16 protein-coding genes are annotated in these 16162 nt (G+C 66.3%); 10 read left to right on the top strand and 6 right to left on the bottom strand.

The genetic code is table 11. From position 1 onward, the window contains the following. Positions 1-14: 14 nt before the first annotated feature. The gene (locus tag C3B44_RS09030; RefSeq protein WP_108432084.1) at positions 15-791 is read right to left on the bottom strand and encodes an IclR family transcriptional regulator domain-containing protein; all 777 of its coding nucleotides are present in this window, start codon (positions 789-791) and stop codon (positions 15-17) included. A gap of 107 nt (positions 792-898) precedes the next feature. Between C3B44_RS09030 and C3B44_RS09025 the strand changes: the two genes are divergently transcribed. The 3 genes from C3B44_RS09025 to clpX all read left to right on the top strand — a co-directional run bounded on the left by C3B44_RS09025 (position 899) and on the right by clpX (position 3674). After that, complete coding sequence (locus tag C3B44_RS09025) at positions 899-1651, top strand: CoA transferase subunit A (RefSeq protein ID WP_199222384.1); 753 nt, start codon at positions 899-901, stop codon at positions 1649-1651. Positions 1652-1654: 3 nt separating this feature from the next. Continuing rightward, positions 1655-2302: a 3-oxoacid CoA-transferase subunit B gene (locus C3B44_RS09020; RefSeq protein WP_108432082.1), complete on the top strand. Its 648-nt coding sequence runs from the start codon at positions 1655-1657 to the stop codon at positions 2300-2302. Positions 2303-2402: 100 nt separating this feature from the next. Further along, a complete protein-coding gene (gene clpX, locus C3B44_RS09015) occupies positions 2403-3674 on the top strand; it encodes an ATP-dependent Clp protease ATP-binding subunit ClpX (RefSeq protein ID WP_108432081.1) in 1272 nt (423 codons plus the stop codon). Here the strand turns inward: clpX and C3B44_RS09010 are convergent. Further along, the gene (locus C3B44_RS09010; protein ID WP_108432080.1) at positions 3671-4375 is read right to left on the bottom strand and encodes a TetR/AcrR family transcriptional regulator; all 705 of its coding nucleotides are present in this window, start codon (positions 4373-4375) and stop codon (positions 3671-3673) included. The genes clpX and C3B44_RS09010 overlap by 4 nt on opposite strands. Positions 4376-4503: 128 nt before the next feature. Then, entirely contained in the window at positions 4504-5607 is a 1104-nt protein-coding gene (locus C3B44_RS09005) for an HNH endonuclease signature motif containing protein (protein WP_108432079.1), read from the bottom strand. Positions 5608-5780: 173 nt separating this feature from the next. Here C3B44_RS09005 and C3B44_RS09000 point away from each other — a divergent pair, with 173 nt between their 5' ends. From C3B44_RS09000 to C3B44_RS08985, 4 genes are read left to right on the top strand one after another with little or no spacing between them, the layout of a single operon-like run. Further along, positions 5781-6755 carry a malate dehydrogenase gene (locus C3B44_RS09000; RefSeq protein ID WP_108432078.1) on the top strand — a complete coding sequence of 325 codons (975 nt, stop codon included), beginning with the start codon at positions 5781-5783 and terminating at the stop codon, positions 6753-6755. Between the two features lie 36 nt (positions 6756-6791). Beyond that, positions 6792-9467: a valine--tRNA ligase gene (locus tag C3B44_RS08995; RefSeq protein ID WP_108432077.1), complete on the top strand. Its 2676-nt coding sequence runs from the start codon at positions 6792-6794 to the stop codon at positions 9465-9467. Beyond that, a complete protein-coding gene (gene folC / locus C3B44_RS08990) occupies positions 9467-10948 on the top strand; it encodes a bifunctional tetrahydrofolate synthase/dihydrofolate synthase (RefSeq protein ID WP_108432076.1) in 1482 nt (493 codons plus the stop codon). The genes C3B44_RS08995 and folC overlap by 1 nt, the downstream gene beginning before the upstream one ends. Next, complete coding sequence (locus C3B44_RS08985; RefSeq protein ID WP_108432075.1) at positions 10945-11376, top strand: DUF4233 domain-containing protein; 432 nt, start codon at positions 10945-10947, stop codon at positions 11374-11376. The genes folC and C3B44_RS08985 overlap by 4 nt, the downstream gene beginning before the upstream one ends. Before the next feature lie 3 nt (positions 11377-11379). Here C3B44_RS08985 and C3B44_RS08980 read toward each other — a convergent pair whose 3' ends face one another. Together C3B44_RS08980 and C3B44_RS08975 are read right to left on the bottom strand one after the other, a co-directional pair. Continuing rightward, positions 11380-12759 (bottom strand): purple acid phosphatase family protein, encoded by a 1380-nt coding sequence (locus C3B44_RS08980; RefSeq protein ID WP_158268620.1) that lies wholly within the window; start codon positions 12757-12759, stop codon positions 11380-11382. A gap of 87 nt (positions 12760-12846) precedes the next feature. Further along, the gene (locus C3B44_RS08975) at positions 12847-13821 is read right to left on the bottom strand and encodes a pirin family protein (protein ID WP_108432073.1); all 975 of its coding nucleotides are present in this window, start codon (positions 13819-13821) and stop codon (positions 12847-12849) included. 49 nt (positions 13822-13870) lie between these two features. Here C3B44_RS08975 and C3B44_RS08970 point away from each other — a divergent pair, with 49 nt between their 5' ends. From C3B44_RS08970 to C3B44_RS08960, 3 genes are all read left to right on the top strand, one after another. Further along, positions 13871-14176: a hypothetical protein gene (locus tag C3B44_RS08970; RefSeq protein WP_108432072.1), complete on the top strand. Its 306-nt coding sequence runs from the start codon at positions 13871-13873 to the stop codon at positions 14174-14176. Positions 14177-14199: 23 nt separating this feature from the next. Then, the gene (gene ndk, locus C3B44_RS08965; protein WP_108432071.1) at positions 14200-14610 is read left to right on the top strand and encodes a nucleoside-diphosphate kinase; all 411 of its coding nucleotides are present in this window, start codon (positions 14200-14202) and stop codon (positions 14608-14610) included. 131 nt (positions 14611-14741) lie between these two features. Then, positions 14742-15326: a TetR/AcrR family transcriptional regulator gene (locus C3B44_RS08960; RefSeq protein ID WP_108432070.1), complete on the top strand. Its 585-nt coding sequence runs from the start codon at positions 14742-14744 to the stop codon at positions 15324-15326. On the opposite strand, the gene C3B44_RS08955 is transcribed toward C3B44_RS08960, so the two are convergent. Further along, positions 15216-16004, bottom strand: a complete 789-nt coding sequence (locus tag C3B44_RS08955; RefSeq protein WP_146183449.1) for a hypothetical protein — start codon at positions 16002-16004, stop codon at positions 15216-15218. The genes C3B44_RS08960 and C3B44_RS08955 overlap by 111 nt on opposite strands. Positions 16005-16162: the final 158 nt, after the last annotated feature.

The following is a 16162-nucleotide window of genomic DNA, read 5'->3' as shown; positions in this document are numbered from 1 at the left end:
GGTCAATAGCCTTTCTAGGTGAGTTCAGTGGACACTAAGTCATCGGAGATGGCGCGAGCCGTATCGAGGACCGCCGGCAAATGCCGGGCGCAGAGCTCCTCGAGATCGTGCACCGAGGTCTGCGTCGAGACGTTGATCGCCGCCACCGCGTCCCCGCCCGGCGAGAACACCGGCGCCGCGACCGAGCGCAGCCCCGGCTCGAGCTCCTGGTCGACGATGCACCACCCCTGGCGACGGATGGTGTCGAGCTCTTCTGCCAGCCGCCGCTTATCGACGGTCGTCGCCGGCGTCAACGCATCCAGCTCCGCGTGCGCGAGGTAGCGCTGGCGGTCCTCGTCGCTCAGATGGGCGAGCAGCACCCGACCCATCGAGGTGGCGTGGGCGGGAAAACGGGTGCCGATCGTGATCGACACCGTCATGATTCGCCGCACCGGCACGCGGTTGACGTAGACGATCTCGCTGTTGTCGAGCACGGACATCGAACAGGACTCGTCGACCAGGCGCGACAGCGCCTCCAAGCGGGGCTGCGCGATCGCCGGCAGGCCGAGTCCCGACATGTAGGAATAACCCAGCTCGAGCACCCGCGGGGTGAGCCAGAACTGGGTGCCGTCGGTGGCGGCATACCCCGTGGTCACGAGGGTGTGCAAAAAGCGGCGCGCGGTGGCGCGGGCCAGCCCGGTGGCCTCGGCGACCTGCGCCAAGGTCTGTCGCGGGCGGTCAGCGTCGAAGGAGCGGATGACCGATAGCCCGCGCACGAGCGACTGCACCGTCGGCTGTTCTTCGGCGGCCATGGTCCCTCCTTTCGTCGGTGAAGTACGTGGTGGCACCCCACCCTACACACGTTTGTTCACGATGTGAACCCTTGTGCGCTAGGTGGCTGTGGGTTAGGGTGGGGCGCATGCTCGATAAAACCGTTTCCTCCATCGACGATGCCGTGGCTGACATCCACGACGGCGCCTCCATTGCCGTCGGCGGATTCGGCCTCGTCGGCATCCCCGCCCGCCTCATCGAGGCGCTTCGTGCCCAGGGCGCGAAGGACCTCACCGTCATCTCCAACAACCTCGGCACCGACGGCTTCGGCCTCGGCCTCTTGCTCGAGGACAAGAAGATCTCCCGCTCCATCGGCTCCTACATCGGCAGCAACAAGGAGTACGCCCGCCAGTACCTAAGCGGCGAGCTCACCGTCGAGTTCACCCCGCAGGGCACCCTCGCCGAACGCCTGCGCGCCGGCGGCAACGGCATCCCGGCGTTCTACACGAAGGCCGGCGTCGGCACGCAGCTCGCCGAAGGTGGCCTGCCCGCCCGCTACCACGAGGACGGCACCGTCGCCGAGTTCTCCCGCCCCAAGGAGACCCGCGTCTTCAATGACGAGCTCTTCGTCCTCGAAGAAGGCATCCGCGCCGACTTCGGCCTCGTCCACGCCCACAAGGCCGACCGCTACGGCAACCTGATCTTCCGCAAGACCGCCCGCAACTTCAACCCCGATGTCGCCATGAGCGGCAAGGTCACCATCGTGCAGGCCGAGCACCTCGTCGACGAGATCGACGCCGACGAAGCCCACCTGCCCGGCATCTTCGTCGACCGCATCGTGGTCGTCGGCGAGCAGGAGACCGGCATCGAAAACCGCACGATCACCGAGAAGGAGGCCTAAGCCATGACCTGGTCCAAACAACAGATGGCCGAACGCGTCGCCAAGGAGCTGCGCAACGGGCAATACGTCAACCTGGGCATCGGCATGCCGACCCTCATCCCCGGCTACCTGCCCGACAACCTAGAGGTCGTCCTCCACTCCGAGAACGGCATCCTCGGCGTCGGCCGCTACCCGACCGAAGAAGAACTCGACCCCGAAATGATCAACGCCGGCAAGGAAACCATCACCGCCGCGCCGGGCGCGAGCTTCTTCTCCTCCTCGCAGTCCTTCGGCATGATCCGCTCCCGCGCCATCGACGTCGCCGTCCTCGGCGCCATGGAGGTCTCCCAGTACGGCGACCTCGCCAACTGGATGATCCCCGGCAAGATGGTTAAAGGTATGGGTGGTGCCATGGACCTCGTGCACGGCGCCAAGCAGATCATCCTCATGATGGACCACGTCACCAAGAAGGGCGCCTCCAAGGTCCTCGACTCCTGCAAACTCCCCCTCACCGGCGCCAAGTGCGTCGACCTGATCGTCACCAACTACGCCGTGTTCAAGGTCGACCACGCCGAGGGGCTCACCCTCATCGAAATCGCCGAGGGCGAAACCCTCGACAGCGTCGCCGAGGTCACCGAGGCCCCATACGAGGTGGACCCGCGTCTCCAGTAGGCCCATATCCTCTTGCAGGCGCGGCTTTCGTCGTTGTCGGTCCTCGGCGACTAGGATGAGAGGCCATCCTGATCCCGAAGAAACGAGGTCTTCTCCCGTCATGGCACGTATGCAAGAAAGCGCCGACCTGCTGAAGTGCTCGTTCTGTGGAAAGAGCCAGAAGCAGGTCAAGAAGCTCATCGCCGGTGGGGGCGTTTATATCTGCGATGAGTGCATCGAGCTGTGCAACGAGATCATCGAGGAAGAGCTCGGCGCGGCCGAAGCGGAGGGCGCGGACAACGAGAACAAGCGCCTGCCGCGCCCTAGCGAGATCTCGGCGTATCTCGACGAGTACGTCATCGGCCAGTCCGCCGCCAAGCGGACGCTGAGCGTGGCCGTGTACAACCACTACAAGCGCGTGCGCGCAGAGAAGATGGGCAAGCGCCGCCGCTCGGAGGAGCAGGTGGAGATCGCGAAGTCGAACATCCTGCTGCTCGGACCCACGGGCTCCGGCAAGACGTACCTGGCGCAGACGCTGGCGCGCATGCTCGACGTGCCTTTCGCGATCGCCGATGCCACCAGCCTCACCGAGGCGGGATACGTCGGCGAGGACGTCGAAAACATCCTGCTCAAGCTGCTGCAGGCGGCGGATTTCGACGTCGAACGCGCCCAGCACGGCATCATCTACGTCGACGAGGTGGACAAGATCTCGCGGAAGTCGGACAACCCGTCGATCACCCGCGACGTCTCCGGCGAGGGCGTCCAGCAGGCGCTGCTTAAGATCCTCGAGGGTACGGTCGCGTCGATCCCGCCGCAGGGCGGGCGCAAGCACCCGAACCAGGAGTTCATCCAGCTGGACACGTCGAACGTGCTGTTCATCGTCGCCGGCGCGTTCGCGGGTTTGGAGAAGGTCGTCGCCGAGCGCGTCGGCCGCAACGGCCTCGGCTTCGGTGCGAGCCTGGACAGTGCCGACGACAAGGCCGCCCGCAACCTGTTCGCGGAGGCGCTGCCGGAAGACCTCGTGAAGTTCGGCCTCATCCCCGAGTTCATCGGGCGTTTGCCGGTGGTGGCGACCGTCGAGAACCTCGACCGTGACTCGCTGGTGCGGGTGCTCACCGAGCCGAAGCATTCCCTGGTCAAGCAGTATGAGCGCCTGTTTGAGATGGACGGCGTCGCGCTGCGCTTCGAGAAGGAAGCCCTGGGACTCATCGCCGACAAGGCCCTTTCGCGCGGCACCGGCGCTCGCGGACTGCGTGCGATCATGGAGGAGCTGCTCGTGCCGGTGATGTATGACATCCCGGACCAGGAGGGCATCGAGGAAGTCGTGATCACCCCGGCCGTCGTCGAGGGCACCGACGCCCCGCAACTCATCCAGCGCGCCGAGTCGGCCTAGTCCTCGTAGACCCGGTCGGCGCCGTCGTCGTCACTTGCCGACGACAAATACGCCCTCTGCCCCGAATCCGGGATATTCGCCGTCAGAAAGGCCAGCACCGCATCGACGATCATGCGGTGCAGCCCCCGCGTGGCCTCCTCCGAGGCGAGGTCGATGTCGAAGAGGTTATGGGTCAGCCCCTGGTGGATCTGCCGGTAGAAGACGAGTGAAGAGATCAGCGCGTAGATGTCGTAGGCGGAGATGCCGGGCCGGAACGCGCCGGAGTCCTGGCCGAGCAGCAGCAGCCGGTCGAGGTAGAGCGTCGTCTCGGAGTCGTTGCTCAGCGACACCTGGTTCTCGCCAGTCGCGACCTTATCGAGGCCCTCTTTCAACAACAGCCGCACGCACGTGGGATGGGTGAGGAATTGGTCGAACATGGCGTCGATAAGCTTGCGTACCCCCTCGACCGGCACGGAGGTGTCCAGCTGCAGCTCGGATTTCGGCACGTGCAGCCGCCGGATCGCCTCGCTGAGCGCGCGGGTATAAAGGCCGAGCTTGTCGCCGAAGTGGTAGTGGATCATGCGTTTCGACATGCCGGACGTACTCGCGATGGTGTCGAGCTTCGTGTCCGCATACCCATAGGCGGCGAACTCCTCGAGGGCCACGGCGATGACGTCGTCGACTGCTACGGCCGAATCGCCGGTCCCATCCTGCACGTCCATCACAATCCGTTCCTGTCGGTCATCCACTGGTTCGTGTCCATGGTGCCCCATGGCCAGTGCATCGGGCTACGACTCCACCCCCCTTGGGGACGTGCGCACGCGCAACCCGCCCCAACCGGGGGTAGGGGCTAGTCGAGGATGCGCATCGCGCCCAGGTTTCCGACGGGATGATCACTCAGTATGGGTGGCCCGCCGCGCGGCGGCCGCCACACGATATGGCCGTTGACTCTCTCGAGCCTGCCGTTGCGGGGGCGGGCGGGATCGTCGTCGTTGGCGCCGTTGTGGTAGCCGCAGAGGCAGGAGAGGTCCTCCATGTTGGTCTTGCCGCCGCGGGCGAAGGCTTCGAGGTGGTGGATCTGGCAGCGGCTGGCGGGCATCGAGCACCCGGGCCATGGGCAGATGGGGTTTTCGGCGCGCGCCATGATCCGCTGCGCCTCGCTGGCGAAACGGTCGGTGCGATAGAGGTTCAGCCCGCCGCTGACTGGGTGGAACAGCCCGACGAAGCCGTGCTCCGTCATCCGGTCGTTGACGAGCTCGGCGCCGCTCACGAGCGTGCCGTCGTCGCTGGCGAGCATGATGTCGTCGCCCTCGCCGCCGAGGATCGGGCGCAGATCGCGCGCGGAGACCACCACCAGCGGGGTGTAGCGGGTGCGGGGGATGGCGGTGCCTGTGCCACGCAGTTGTGCGAGCATCGCCTCGCCCAACGCTTCTCGACGCGGCGCATCCTTCGCCTGCGCCTCCAGCCCGCGTATCAGGTCGGCGCCGGTGCGGGTATCGACGGTCAAAGCCAACGTCGTCGTATGCGCCCGGTGGTTGTGGCGCACGCTCACCCCCGGCGTCGGCGTGGGTGGTTCTTTCGGTTCGTTGAGCTCCTCGACCCGCCGGCGCGCGTGATCGCGCACGGCCTCGAAGTTGCCTTCAACGCGGCACAGCTCGAGGCGCAGCGGCCACTGTTGGCGCTCCTCGCGCGCGCGGCGGACGTAGCGCTCGATCATCGCCAGCGTGGCTACCCCATGTCCGTTGCGTTCGGCGGCGTCGAGGGCGTCGCGCTGCACGCGGGTATAGCGCGTCGGGCCGCAGTAGGTTTCCGACAAACGGACGAGGCGCTGCGCTTCGGTGCGCGGCAGGGAGTTTTCGACCACGAGCTGCCGGGCGCTGCGGCCCGCGATGGCCCGCAGCAGCTCGGCGCCGCGGCTGTTGAGGGCGGTGAGGGCGTCGAGAAGCGGGTGCATGGGCCTCAACCTAAAACAAGAGGCCATGGGTCCACGGCGCAGAGACCATGGGGCTGTGGATAACTCGAGTTATCCACAGATTTGGCCTCGGCGCGCGTAGTTGGCCGGTGCGCTGGCCCAAACCCCGATAAGATGGGGCGCGCTATCTATCGACTCTATCGAGGAGTGACATTATGGCTGCTTCCCCTGTTCGGATCACGGTCACCGGTGCGGCCGGTAACATTGCCTACTCGCTGCTGTGGCGGCTGGCGGCGGGCGAGGTCTTCGGAAAGGGCACCCGCGTCGAGCTGCGCCTGCTGGAGATCCCGGAAGCGCTGAAGGCGACCGAGGGTGTGGCCATGGAGCTGGGGGATTCGGCTTTCCCGCTGCTGAGTGATGTCGTGGTCACCGACGATGCCGCGAAGGCCTTCGACGGCACGAACGCCGCGTTCTTGGTGGGCGCGAAGCCGCGCGGCAAGGGGATGGAGCGTTCGGATCTGCTCGCCGAAAACGGCCGGATCTTCGGCCCGCAGGGCAAGGCCATCAACGAGCAGGCGGCGGAGGATGTGCGGGTGTTGGTCGTCGGCAACCCGGCGAACACGAACGCGCTGATCGCCTCGAGCAATGCCCCGGACGTGCCGGCGGAGCGTTTCCACGCGCTCATGCGCCTCGATCACAACCGCGCGTTGAGTCAGCTGGCCCAGCGCCTGGGGTGTGCGACGAATGAGATCGAGAACGTCGCGGTGTGGGGTAACCACTCGGCGACCCAGTTCCCGGATCTGACGAATGCGACGGTGGCGGGTAAGAAGGTCATCGACACCCTGGATCCGAGTTGGTACACCAAGGAGTTCATTCCGCGTGTGGCCAAGCGCGGCAGCGAGATCATCGAGGTGCGCGGCAGCTCTTCGGCGGCTTCGGCCGCCTCGGCGGCGGTCGATCACATGCGCGACTGGATCCACGGCTCGGCCGGCTGGGCGACGGCAGCGGTGCCCTCGGACGGCTCCTACGGCATCGACGAGGGCCTGGTGTGCGGCTTCCCGACGGTCGCCGAGAACGGCTCCTACCGCATCATCGACGATCTAGAGCTCAACGATTTCCAGCGCGAGCGCATCGAGGCCTCCGTCGCGGAGCTGCGCTCCGAGCGCGAGGCGGTCGCTGACCTGCTCTAGAGGTGGCGTCTCGGTGCGCGGACCAGCCCCGCTAAGATGGTCCGCGTGACTGAGCGAAACTCTCTTCTGGGTAAAAACCGTGCCGACGAGCTCCCGAAGTCTTGGGAGCCCGGCGAGCACGAAGCCGCCATCTACGAGCGCTGGGTCGAGCGCGGTTACTTCACCGCCGACGCCGCGAGCGATCGCCCGCCGTTTTCGGTGGTGCTGCCGCCGCCGAACGTGACCGGCCAGCTGCACATGGGGCATGCTTTAGACCACACGCTGATCGACGCGATCGTGCGGCGCAAGCGCATGCAGGGCTTCGAGACGCTCTGGCTGCCGGGCATGGACCACGCCGGCATCGCGACGCAGACCAAGGTCGAGGCCCAGCTGCGCGAGAAAGAGGGCAAGGACCGCTACGACTACGGGCGTGAGGAGTTCGTCGAGAAGGTCTGGGAGTGGAAGCACCGCTACGGCGGCGATATCCAGAACCAGATGCGCGCGATCGGCGATTCGGTCGACTGGTCGCGTGACCGTTTCACGCTGGACGAGGGGCTCAACCGCGCCGTCGTCACCATCTTTAAGGCCCTGTTCGACCGCGGCATGATCTACCGGGCGAACCGCCTGGTCAACTGGTCGCCGGTGCTGGAGACCGCGGTCAGTGACATCGAGGTCGTCTATAAGGATGTCGAAGGCGAGCTGGTGTCCATCCGCTATGGCTCCCTGGACGACGACGAGCCGCACGTCATCGTCGCCACCACCCGTGTCGAGACGATGCTGGGCGATGTCGCCATCGCCGTCCACCCCGACGACGAGCGCTACGCCGACCTCGTCGGCCAGGAGTTCGACCACCCGTTCCGCGAGGACCTGAAGCTCACCGTCGTCGCCGACGAGTACGTCGACCCCGAGTTCGGCACCGGCGCGGTGAAGATCACGCCGGCGCATGATCCGAATGACTATGGGATCGGCAAGCGTCATGACCTCGACATGCCCACCATCATGGACACCACCGGCCACATCGCCGATACGGGCACCCAGTTTGACGGCTTAACCCGCGAAGAGGCGCGGGTGAAGGTCCGCGAGGCGCTCGCCGAGCAGGGCCGCATCGTCAAGGAAGTCCGCCCGTATGTCCACTCGGTGGGGCATTCGGAGCGCACCGGCGAGCCGATCGAGCCGCGCCTGTCGCTGCAGTGGTTCGTCAAGGTCGACGAGCTGGCGAAGATGTCCGGCGACGCCGTGCGCCAGGGCGATACCACCATCCACCCGCAGTCGATGGAGCCCCGTTACTTCGACTGGGTCGACAACATGCACGACTGGACCATCTCGCGCCAGCTGTGGTGGGGGCATCGCATCCCGATCTGGTACGGCCCCAACGGCGAGGTGGTTTGCTGCGGGCCGGACGACACCCCGCCGGAAGGCTACGAGCAGGACCCGGACGTCTTGGATACCTGGTTCTCCTCGGCGCTGTGGCCTTTTTCCACCATGGGCTGGCCCGACAATACCGCCGACCTGCAGAAGTTCTACCCGACCAACGTCCTGGTCACCGCCTACGACATCCTGTTCTTCTGGGTCGCGCGCATGATGATGTTCGGCACCTTCGCCGCGACAATCACCCCGGAGATCCTCGGCACCGCCGCCGACGGCCGCCCGCAGATCCCGTTTACCGATCTCTACCTCCACGGCCTCGTGCGCGACGAGCACGGCCGCAAGATGAGCAAGTCGCTCGGCAACGGCATCGACCCCATGGACTGGGTCGAGCGCTTCGGCGCCGACGCCCTGCGTTTCACCCTCGCCCGCGGTGCGAACCCGGGCGTGGATCTGCCCGTCGGCGAGGACCACGCACAGAGCTCCCGTAACTTCGCTACCAAGCTTTACAATGCCACGAAGTTTGCGCTGATGAACGGCGCGGCCGTCGATAAGCTGCCGGCGCGCGAGCAGCTCACCGACGCCGATCGCTGGATCCTCGATCGCCTGAACGCCACCCACGCGTCGGTGGATCGCTTCCTCGACGACTACCAGTTCGCCAAGGCCAACGAGGAGCTCTACCAGTTCATCTGGAATGAGTTCTGCGACTGGTACCTCGAGATCGCCAAGACGCAGATGAACGACGACACCCGCCGCGTGCTCGGGCACGTCCTCGATGTGGTGCTGCGGCTTCTGCACCCGTCGATGCCCTTCGTCACCGAGGTGCTGTGGACCACGCTGACCGGCGAGGAAACGCTCACTCGCGCCGCCTGGCCCACCCCGGATACAGAGACGGCGGCCGACGAGCGGGCCGCCGCGCGTATCGACGACTCCATCAACCTCATCACCGAACTGCGCCGATTCCGCGCTGACCAGGGCGTGAAGCCCTCGCAGAAGGTGCCGGCGGCCATCGACTTCGCCGCCGCCGACCTCGCCGCCCAGGAGGACATGATCCGTTCGGTGGCGCGCGTCGAGGTCCCGGGGGAGGATTTCGCCGCGTCGGCGTCCATCGAAGTCCGCCTCGGCACGGCGACGCTGGAGGTGCAGCTGGATACGTCCGGCACCGTCGATAAGGAGGCCGAGCGCAAGCGGCTGGCAAAGGCGCTGGCAGCGGCCGAAAAGGAGCTGGAGACCACCGGCAAGAAGCTGGCCAACGAGAACTTCCTGGCGAAGGCGCCGGCGGAGGTCGTCGAGAAGATCCGGAAGCGTCAGCAGGTCGCGCGCGAGGAGCAGGAGCGCGTCTCGAAGCGCATGGAGGGACTCCAGTAGTGGCAGACGAGGAATTCGGACGCATCCGCCTCGAGGAGCACGGCATTACGCTCAACCTCGGGGAGTCGCACGAAAAGAACCCGGAGGTCGTCCACCGCGAGGTCACTGACGCCGACCGCGAGGCGCTGGCGCGCGTGCAGGCCGAGCTCAACTCCCGCTGGCCGGAGACGAAGATCGACCCGTCGTTGGAGCGGATCGAAAAGCTGATGGATTATCTCGGCCATCCCGAGAAGACGTTTAAGTCCATCCACGTCGCCGGCACCAACGGCAAGACCTCGGTGGTGCGCATGGTCGAATCCCTGCTGCGCGCGTTTCACCGCCGCACCGGGCGCACTACGAGCCCGCACCTACAGTCGGTCACCGAGCGCATCGCCATCGACGGCGAGCCGATCCACCCGGCGGACTTCGTGGCGATCTACGACGAGATCATCCCCTTCGTCGAACTCGTCGACCGCGACTCCGAGCACCCCATGTCGACTTTCGAGGTGCTCATCGCCATCGCGTACTCGGCGTTCGCGGACGCGCCGGTCGACGTCGCCGTCGTCGAGGTCGGCCTGGGCGGCAGGTGGGATGCGACGAACGTCATCTCCTCGGACGTGGCGGTGGTCATGCCCGTCGGCATGGATCACACCGATTACCTCGGCGATACGCTCGCCGAGATCGCGGGGGAGAAGGCCGGGATCATCAAGTCGCGCTGGGACACCGGCGATTTGCTCGCCCCGCCCGACAACGTCGCCATTGTCGCCGAGCAGGAACCGGAGGCCATGGAGGTCATCCTCGAGCGCGCCATCAGCGTCGACGCCGCCGTCGCCCGCGCCGGGCGCGAGTTCGGGCTGGCGGCCGCCGGCATCGCGGTCGGCGGGCAGATGATCAACATCCGCGGGCTCGCCGGCGACTACGACGAGATCTTCTTGCCCCTCGCCGGCGAGCACCAGGCCCACAACGCGGCGCTCGCGCTCGCCGCCGTGGAGGCCATGTTCGGCGCCGGCCCCGGCCGCCCGCTCGATATTGAGACCGTGCGCCGCGGCTTCGCCGAGGCCACCTCGCCCGGCCGGCTCGAGCGCGTGCGCTCCACGCCGGCGACATTTCTCGACGCCGCCCACAACCCGCATGGCGCGGCGGCGCTCGGCGCGGCCCTCGAGCGCGACTACGACTTCGCCCGGCTCATCGGGGTGGTCGGCGTGCTCGGCGATAAAGACGCCGCCGGGATCTTGAAGGAGTTGGAGAAACGCTTAGACGAGGTCGTCGTCACGCAAACTACCTCGCCGCGGGCGCTCGATGTCTATGATCTCGCCGAGATCGCCCGCGACATCTTCGGCGACGAGCGCGTGCACACCGTCGAGGACCTGCCTGGGGCCTATGATCTCGCGGTGGAGCTCGCGGAGGACGCAGACATCCAGTCCGGCTCGGCGGTCGTGATCACCGGCTCGGTGGTCACCGCCGGCGAGGCCCGGGCGCTGTTCGGAAAGGACCCGCAGTGACGGACGAGACGAATAACTACGGCCCGCTTGGACCCGGATCCACCCCGGTCAAAGACCCCTTCAAGGGCCTGCGCGGCGTGCTCGCCGGCGTGCTCATCCTAGAGGCGATCACGATCTTTCTGGCGCTGACCGTGATCCTCCAGGTCGACGGCGGCCAGTATTGGACCACGTTCAACTGGGGCTTCATCGTCGTGCTCGGCACCGCGCACGTGGTGCTGGCGTTTCTGCAGCGCTTCGACTTCGCCCTGCCGGCCGCCCTAGTACTGCAGGCGATCGGCTTTGTCGGCGGGCTGTTTGTGCACTGGTCGCTGTCCGCCGTGATGTTTATCTTCCTGCTGGTGTGGTGGTACGTGCTGCGCCTGCGCAAAAACCTCCTGGAGCGCATGAAGCGCGGCCTGCTCACCACCCAGCATCTGGGCACTAAGTAGGAGCTACTGCGCCGAGGTATCGAGCGTGACCTGGTCGACGACGCTGCCGTCGGCGACGTTGTAGGTGGTCAGCACCATGGTCTCCGGGCTCACCTGGATCTGGGTGAAATCCGGGGTGCGGTCCTGGATCCAGTAGGCGGTGTGCTCGGCGGTCAGGCCGGCGGCGTCCGACTGCTCCATGGTGGTGATCTCGGGGTACTCCTCGTAGGAGCGGCCCTCGGCGACGGCGAAGTCATAGTACTTCGAGCCGGTCGACGAGGTGCCGGTGAGGTAGAGCACCTCGTTGTCCGCCGGGGTGAGCACATCGCCCGGGCCGGTCTCACCCTCGGGGACCTGCGGGGTGTTACCCACCATCAGGTGCGAACGGGTGTGGATGTGATCGTGGCCGGCGAGCACGACGTCGACACCCAACTCCGAGATGAGATCGACCATCCCGTTGTGGCGGTAGTCCTGCACGATCCGGTCGGTCTGGTGGTAGGCCTGCGAATAGGTGGAGTGGTGGTAGGTCACCACGATCCAGTCCTTATCCGCGCCGTGGTTTTCCACGGTCGAGCGCAAAAAGTCCTTCTGGGCCTCCAGCTCGCCGGAGGTGATCGTGTTGCTGTCGAGCGCGACGAACAGCACGTTGTTGTGCTCGAAGAAGTAGTTGTGCGGCTGGATGCCGGTGGCGGTGGAGTTCGGCAGATTGAACGCCTCGCTGTAGGCTTTCGAGACGTCGTGGTTGCCGCGGTTGGCGGCGAAACGGTTCTCGCGCAGCTCATCGGGGGTGAAGAACAGCGAGTACTCATGCTGCTGGATCTGACCGTCGAGGAAGAAGTCGACTTGGTCGCCGGCGGAGAGCCACAGCGAGCTGTCCGGGTGGCGCTCGCCGATGGCGGCGGCGGTGCGCTCCCAGGAGCCGCCGTCGTCGACACGCGCGGAGCTCATGGCCATCTGGGAGGCGCCGATCTGTGGGTCGCCGAAGAAGCTGAACTCCCACTCGTCGCCAAACGTGCCGGTGGTGAAGGTATAAGGTGCGCTCCAGCCGCTGCGCTCGGAGCCGGCGCGGTAGACGTATGCGGTGTTTTCTTCTAACCCGGAGATCTCGGCGGTGCGCGGGTAGCGGGCCTCGCGGATGGTCAGCCCGCCGCGCTCGGCGGGGATGGTGGTGGCGGCGTCTACGGGAAACTCGGTGCCGTCGAAGGTAGTGGTCGGGGCGATCTGCAGGTACTCCTGCTGCAGGCCCGGGGCGGACCAGTTGAAGTTGGCGCTGGTCTCGTCGGCGCCGACGCCGAGCACGAGGTTTTGCACCCGGGTTCCGTCGTGGGCGAGGGCGATCGGGGTGGCGACGGCGCCGGCGGCCACGGCGGCCACCGCGGTTAAGGCAAGGCGGGTGCGGAGCATGGGGTCAAGCTGTCCTTTTCCTTGTAAGGGGCTGGAAACGTAAACATTCATTAATGTACGACAGACTCCTTGGCTCCGCAGGGCGAGTTAATCGATGCGGCGCTCGGGGCGGGCGACGGGCTTCGGGTTCTTGCGGGGCCGGATCACGGCGTTGGGCAGTCTCGGCGCGGGCAGCCGGTCGAGGCCTTCGGGGTGGTGGGCGATGTAGCCGTCGGTACGCCCGAAGCGTGCGGCGTGGTCCTCCCACTCGGCGCGGTAGGCGACGATCTCGTCGTGGCTGCGGCCGATGAAGTTCCACCACATGACGACGTCCTCCGTGAAGGGCTCGCCGCCTATGAGCACCATCCGGGCGCGCTGCGGGGAGCGGTTGGAAATGCGCAGGCGGCGTTCGCCGACCCCGGTGTAGGCGAGCTCGCTTTCGGCGACGCTCACACCTTCGAGGGCGATGTCGCCGGCGTCCACGAGCAGGCCGTGTTCGAAGGCGGGATCGACGTCGAGTGTGAGACTGCCGTGGCCGTCCAGGCGGATCTCGGCGGCCACCAGCGGGCTAAACGTCGCCACCGGCGAGCGATATCCGAGCAAGGAGCCGATAAAGACGAGCGCCTTGCCGCCGTCGAAGGACACCGGGGTGGGGCGGTGGTGATCGAAGCGGCGCTCTCCGTGGCGGGCAGAATCCGGCAGGACCGTCCACAGCTGCACGCCGTGCAGGGTCGTGGTGGACTGCGTGGAGACCTCCGAGTGGCAGATGCCGGCGCCGGCGGTCATGAGATTGACCTCCCCGGGGCGGACGACGGCGTGGTGGTCGCCGGAGTCGTGATGGGTGATGTGGCCGTCGAAAAGCCAGGAGACCGTCTGCAACCCGGTATGGGGGTGCGGGGCGACGTCCATGCCGCCGGTGCGGGAGACGTCGTCGGGGCCATAATGATCGATGAAGCAGAATGCACCGATGAGTGAGCGCTGCCGCTGCGGCAGGGTGCGGCGCACGGTCATGGCGCGCGGGCCGCCGAGCGGGACGTTGCGGGCGGTGATGATCTCGACTGGGGCGGCGTCGGTGGTGGACATGGCCTCAACCCTAGCAATGGTGACGTGTCACTGAGGTAGCCTGGAGACCATGCGCATCCTCCTGTTCGTGGTTTCGGCTGTCTTTTCGCTCGCCGCCGTCGGTCTGCTTGTGTTCGGGCTGCCGCGGTGGGTGGCGCTGATCATGCTCGCGGTCGCCGGCCTCGCGCTGGTGGGTGCCATGCGTGAGCAGGCCCGGCAGGAGGCGCCGCGGGCGATCGAGCTCGACGAGAAGCAGCGCGCACAAATCCGCGACATGAAGGCGGAGGGCCGCCACGGGGCGGCGATTAGGCAGGTGCAGCTGTGGCATCGCTACGCCACGGAAAGCGATGCCCGCCGACTTGTGCAGGAGGCCTAGCATGCCAGGTAGGATCACGAAGTATGACTGAACGTACTCTGATCCTGATCAAGCCCGACGGTGTCGCCAACGGTCACGTTGGCGAGATCATCTCCCGTATCGAGCGCAAGGGCCTCAAGCTCGCCGAGCTGGACCTGCGCACCGCGGACCGCGAGACCGCTGAGAAGCACTACGCCGAGCACAAGGACAAGCCTTTCTTCGGCGAGCTCGTCGACTTCATCACCTCCGCCCCGCTGATCGCCGGCATCGTTGAAGGCGAGCGCGCCATCGAGGCGTGGCGCCAGCTCGCCGGTGGCACCGACCCGGTCTCCAAGGCCACCCCGGGCACCATCCGCGGCGACTTCGCCCTGACCGTCGGCGAGAACATCGTCCATGGTTCGGATTCCCCGGAGTCCGCTGAGCGGGAGATCGCTATCTGGTTCCCGAACCTCTAAAACGCTTAAGCTTCATAGCGTTTCGGCCCCGCGTGATGCGGGGCGTTTTTGTTGCCCGAGGCCCGCCCGAGAGATTGTGATCGAATGCACAAAAATTGATTAATTAGCGTCGGTCTAATAAATTACTCTGCATGAATGCGGCAGGAGGGCGCCGGCCCCGGCAGACGCGAGCGACCGAGAAGAAGCGATTAATTCTCGAGGCCGCCATCATGCTTATGCTGGACAAAGGCCTTGCGAGCGTGACTCACCGTCAGGTAGCCCACGGCGCTGGGGTGCCAGTCGGCTCGATTGGTTATTATTTCAACTCTCGTGGCGAATTACTATTGCGCGCTGTGGAGGAGATCGGCGCCCGGCGCCAGCAGAAGGCGGCAGAGCTTATCGACGCCGCCGCCCCCGCCAGCACCGCCGTCCTCGCGAGAGACCTCGTCGAGATCTACTCTTTCGGCGACAGCACCAGGCTGCTCGGCTGGCTCGGCGCCACCGTCGATTGCGTGCGCGAATCCGAGGACTTACGCCTCATGCTCTGCCAGCACCGCACCCAGAAGGTGCGCGACTTCCGGACCTACCTCGAGGCCGCCGGCAGGCCGGAGGCCTCCGCCGAGTTGTTAGTCATGCTTATCGACGGCGCCCTCGTCCGCAGCGCCGTCGAGGGGGCCATCGGCTCCGCGGCCGTCGATACCGCGGTGGAGGCGCTGGTCCGCGAGCTCGACGGCTAACACCCCGGCCGGGGTAATGGTCAAGGACTCGCGGGCGCCGATGCCGCCGTCGGCCACCAGCCCCGCCTTCTTCAGGGCCCGGATCGGTTCTTTCAGCTGCCCCGGCTCGAAGCCCATGAGCAGGTGCAGATGCTCACCCTTGAGGATCACCCCGTCGATCGCGCCGACGGCGTAGAGCGCGGCGATGACCTCGGCGTACTCGTTGAGCACCTCGAGTTGTTCGTCGGTGACCTCCGGTGTGTCCTCGGCTTCGAGGATGCGCCGGCGGCGTCGGAACCCGATGACGCGGTAGCGCCGATACGAGCGCGCCAACAGCCACCACATGGCGGCGCTCTGCAGGGCCCACGATCCGGCGAAGGTGAAGGCGGTGGGCAGGGCGGGGACCTCGACGAGCTCGGCGGTGCCGAAGAAGCTGGCCCCGAGCGCAGCCAGCGGCAGCAGCAGCTGGGTAAACGGTATATCCCCATCGCGGTACTCGCTGGTGTGCGGCTCCGGAAAATCCGACAAGTCTTTGATAACCATGCCAAAGGCCACCGCCGTGACCACCCCGAGGATCACTATAGGGACCCACGCGCCGGCAGCCAGGGTGGCCATAAACCCGCCGAGGGGGATGGCCACCGTGAGCATGGAGCGGTGGGGCAGCGCGAGTTTGTCTTCGTAGCGCCGGATCATGCTCATGGTGCTCGAGGATAGCGCTGGTATGTCACAATGGGGGATGGACTTAAAAAGCCGCCAACAATTACAAACTTTTCGGCCTGACGCGCCCCGCCCGCGCGGCTGCGGCTAGATCCCCTTTTTTAAGGATCCGGCCAGCGCCCGGGCTAAAGTCAAAGGGA

The organism is Corynebacterium yudongzhengii (assembly GCF_003065405.1).
Taxonomy (GTDB): Bacteria; Actinomycetota; Actinomycetes; order Mycobacteriales; family Mycobacteriaceae; genus Corynebacterium; species Corynebacterium yudongzhengii.
This window is presented reverse-complemented; position numbering and strand designations above follow the sequence as displayed.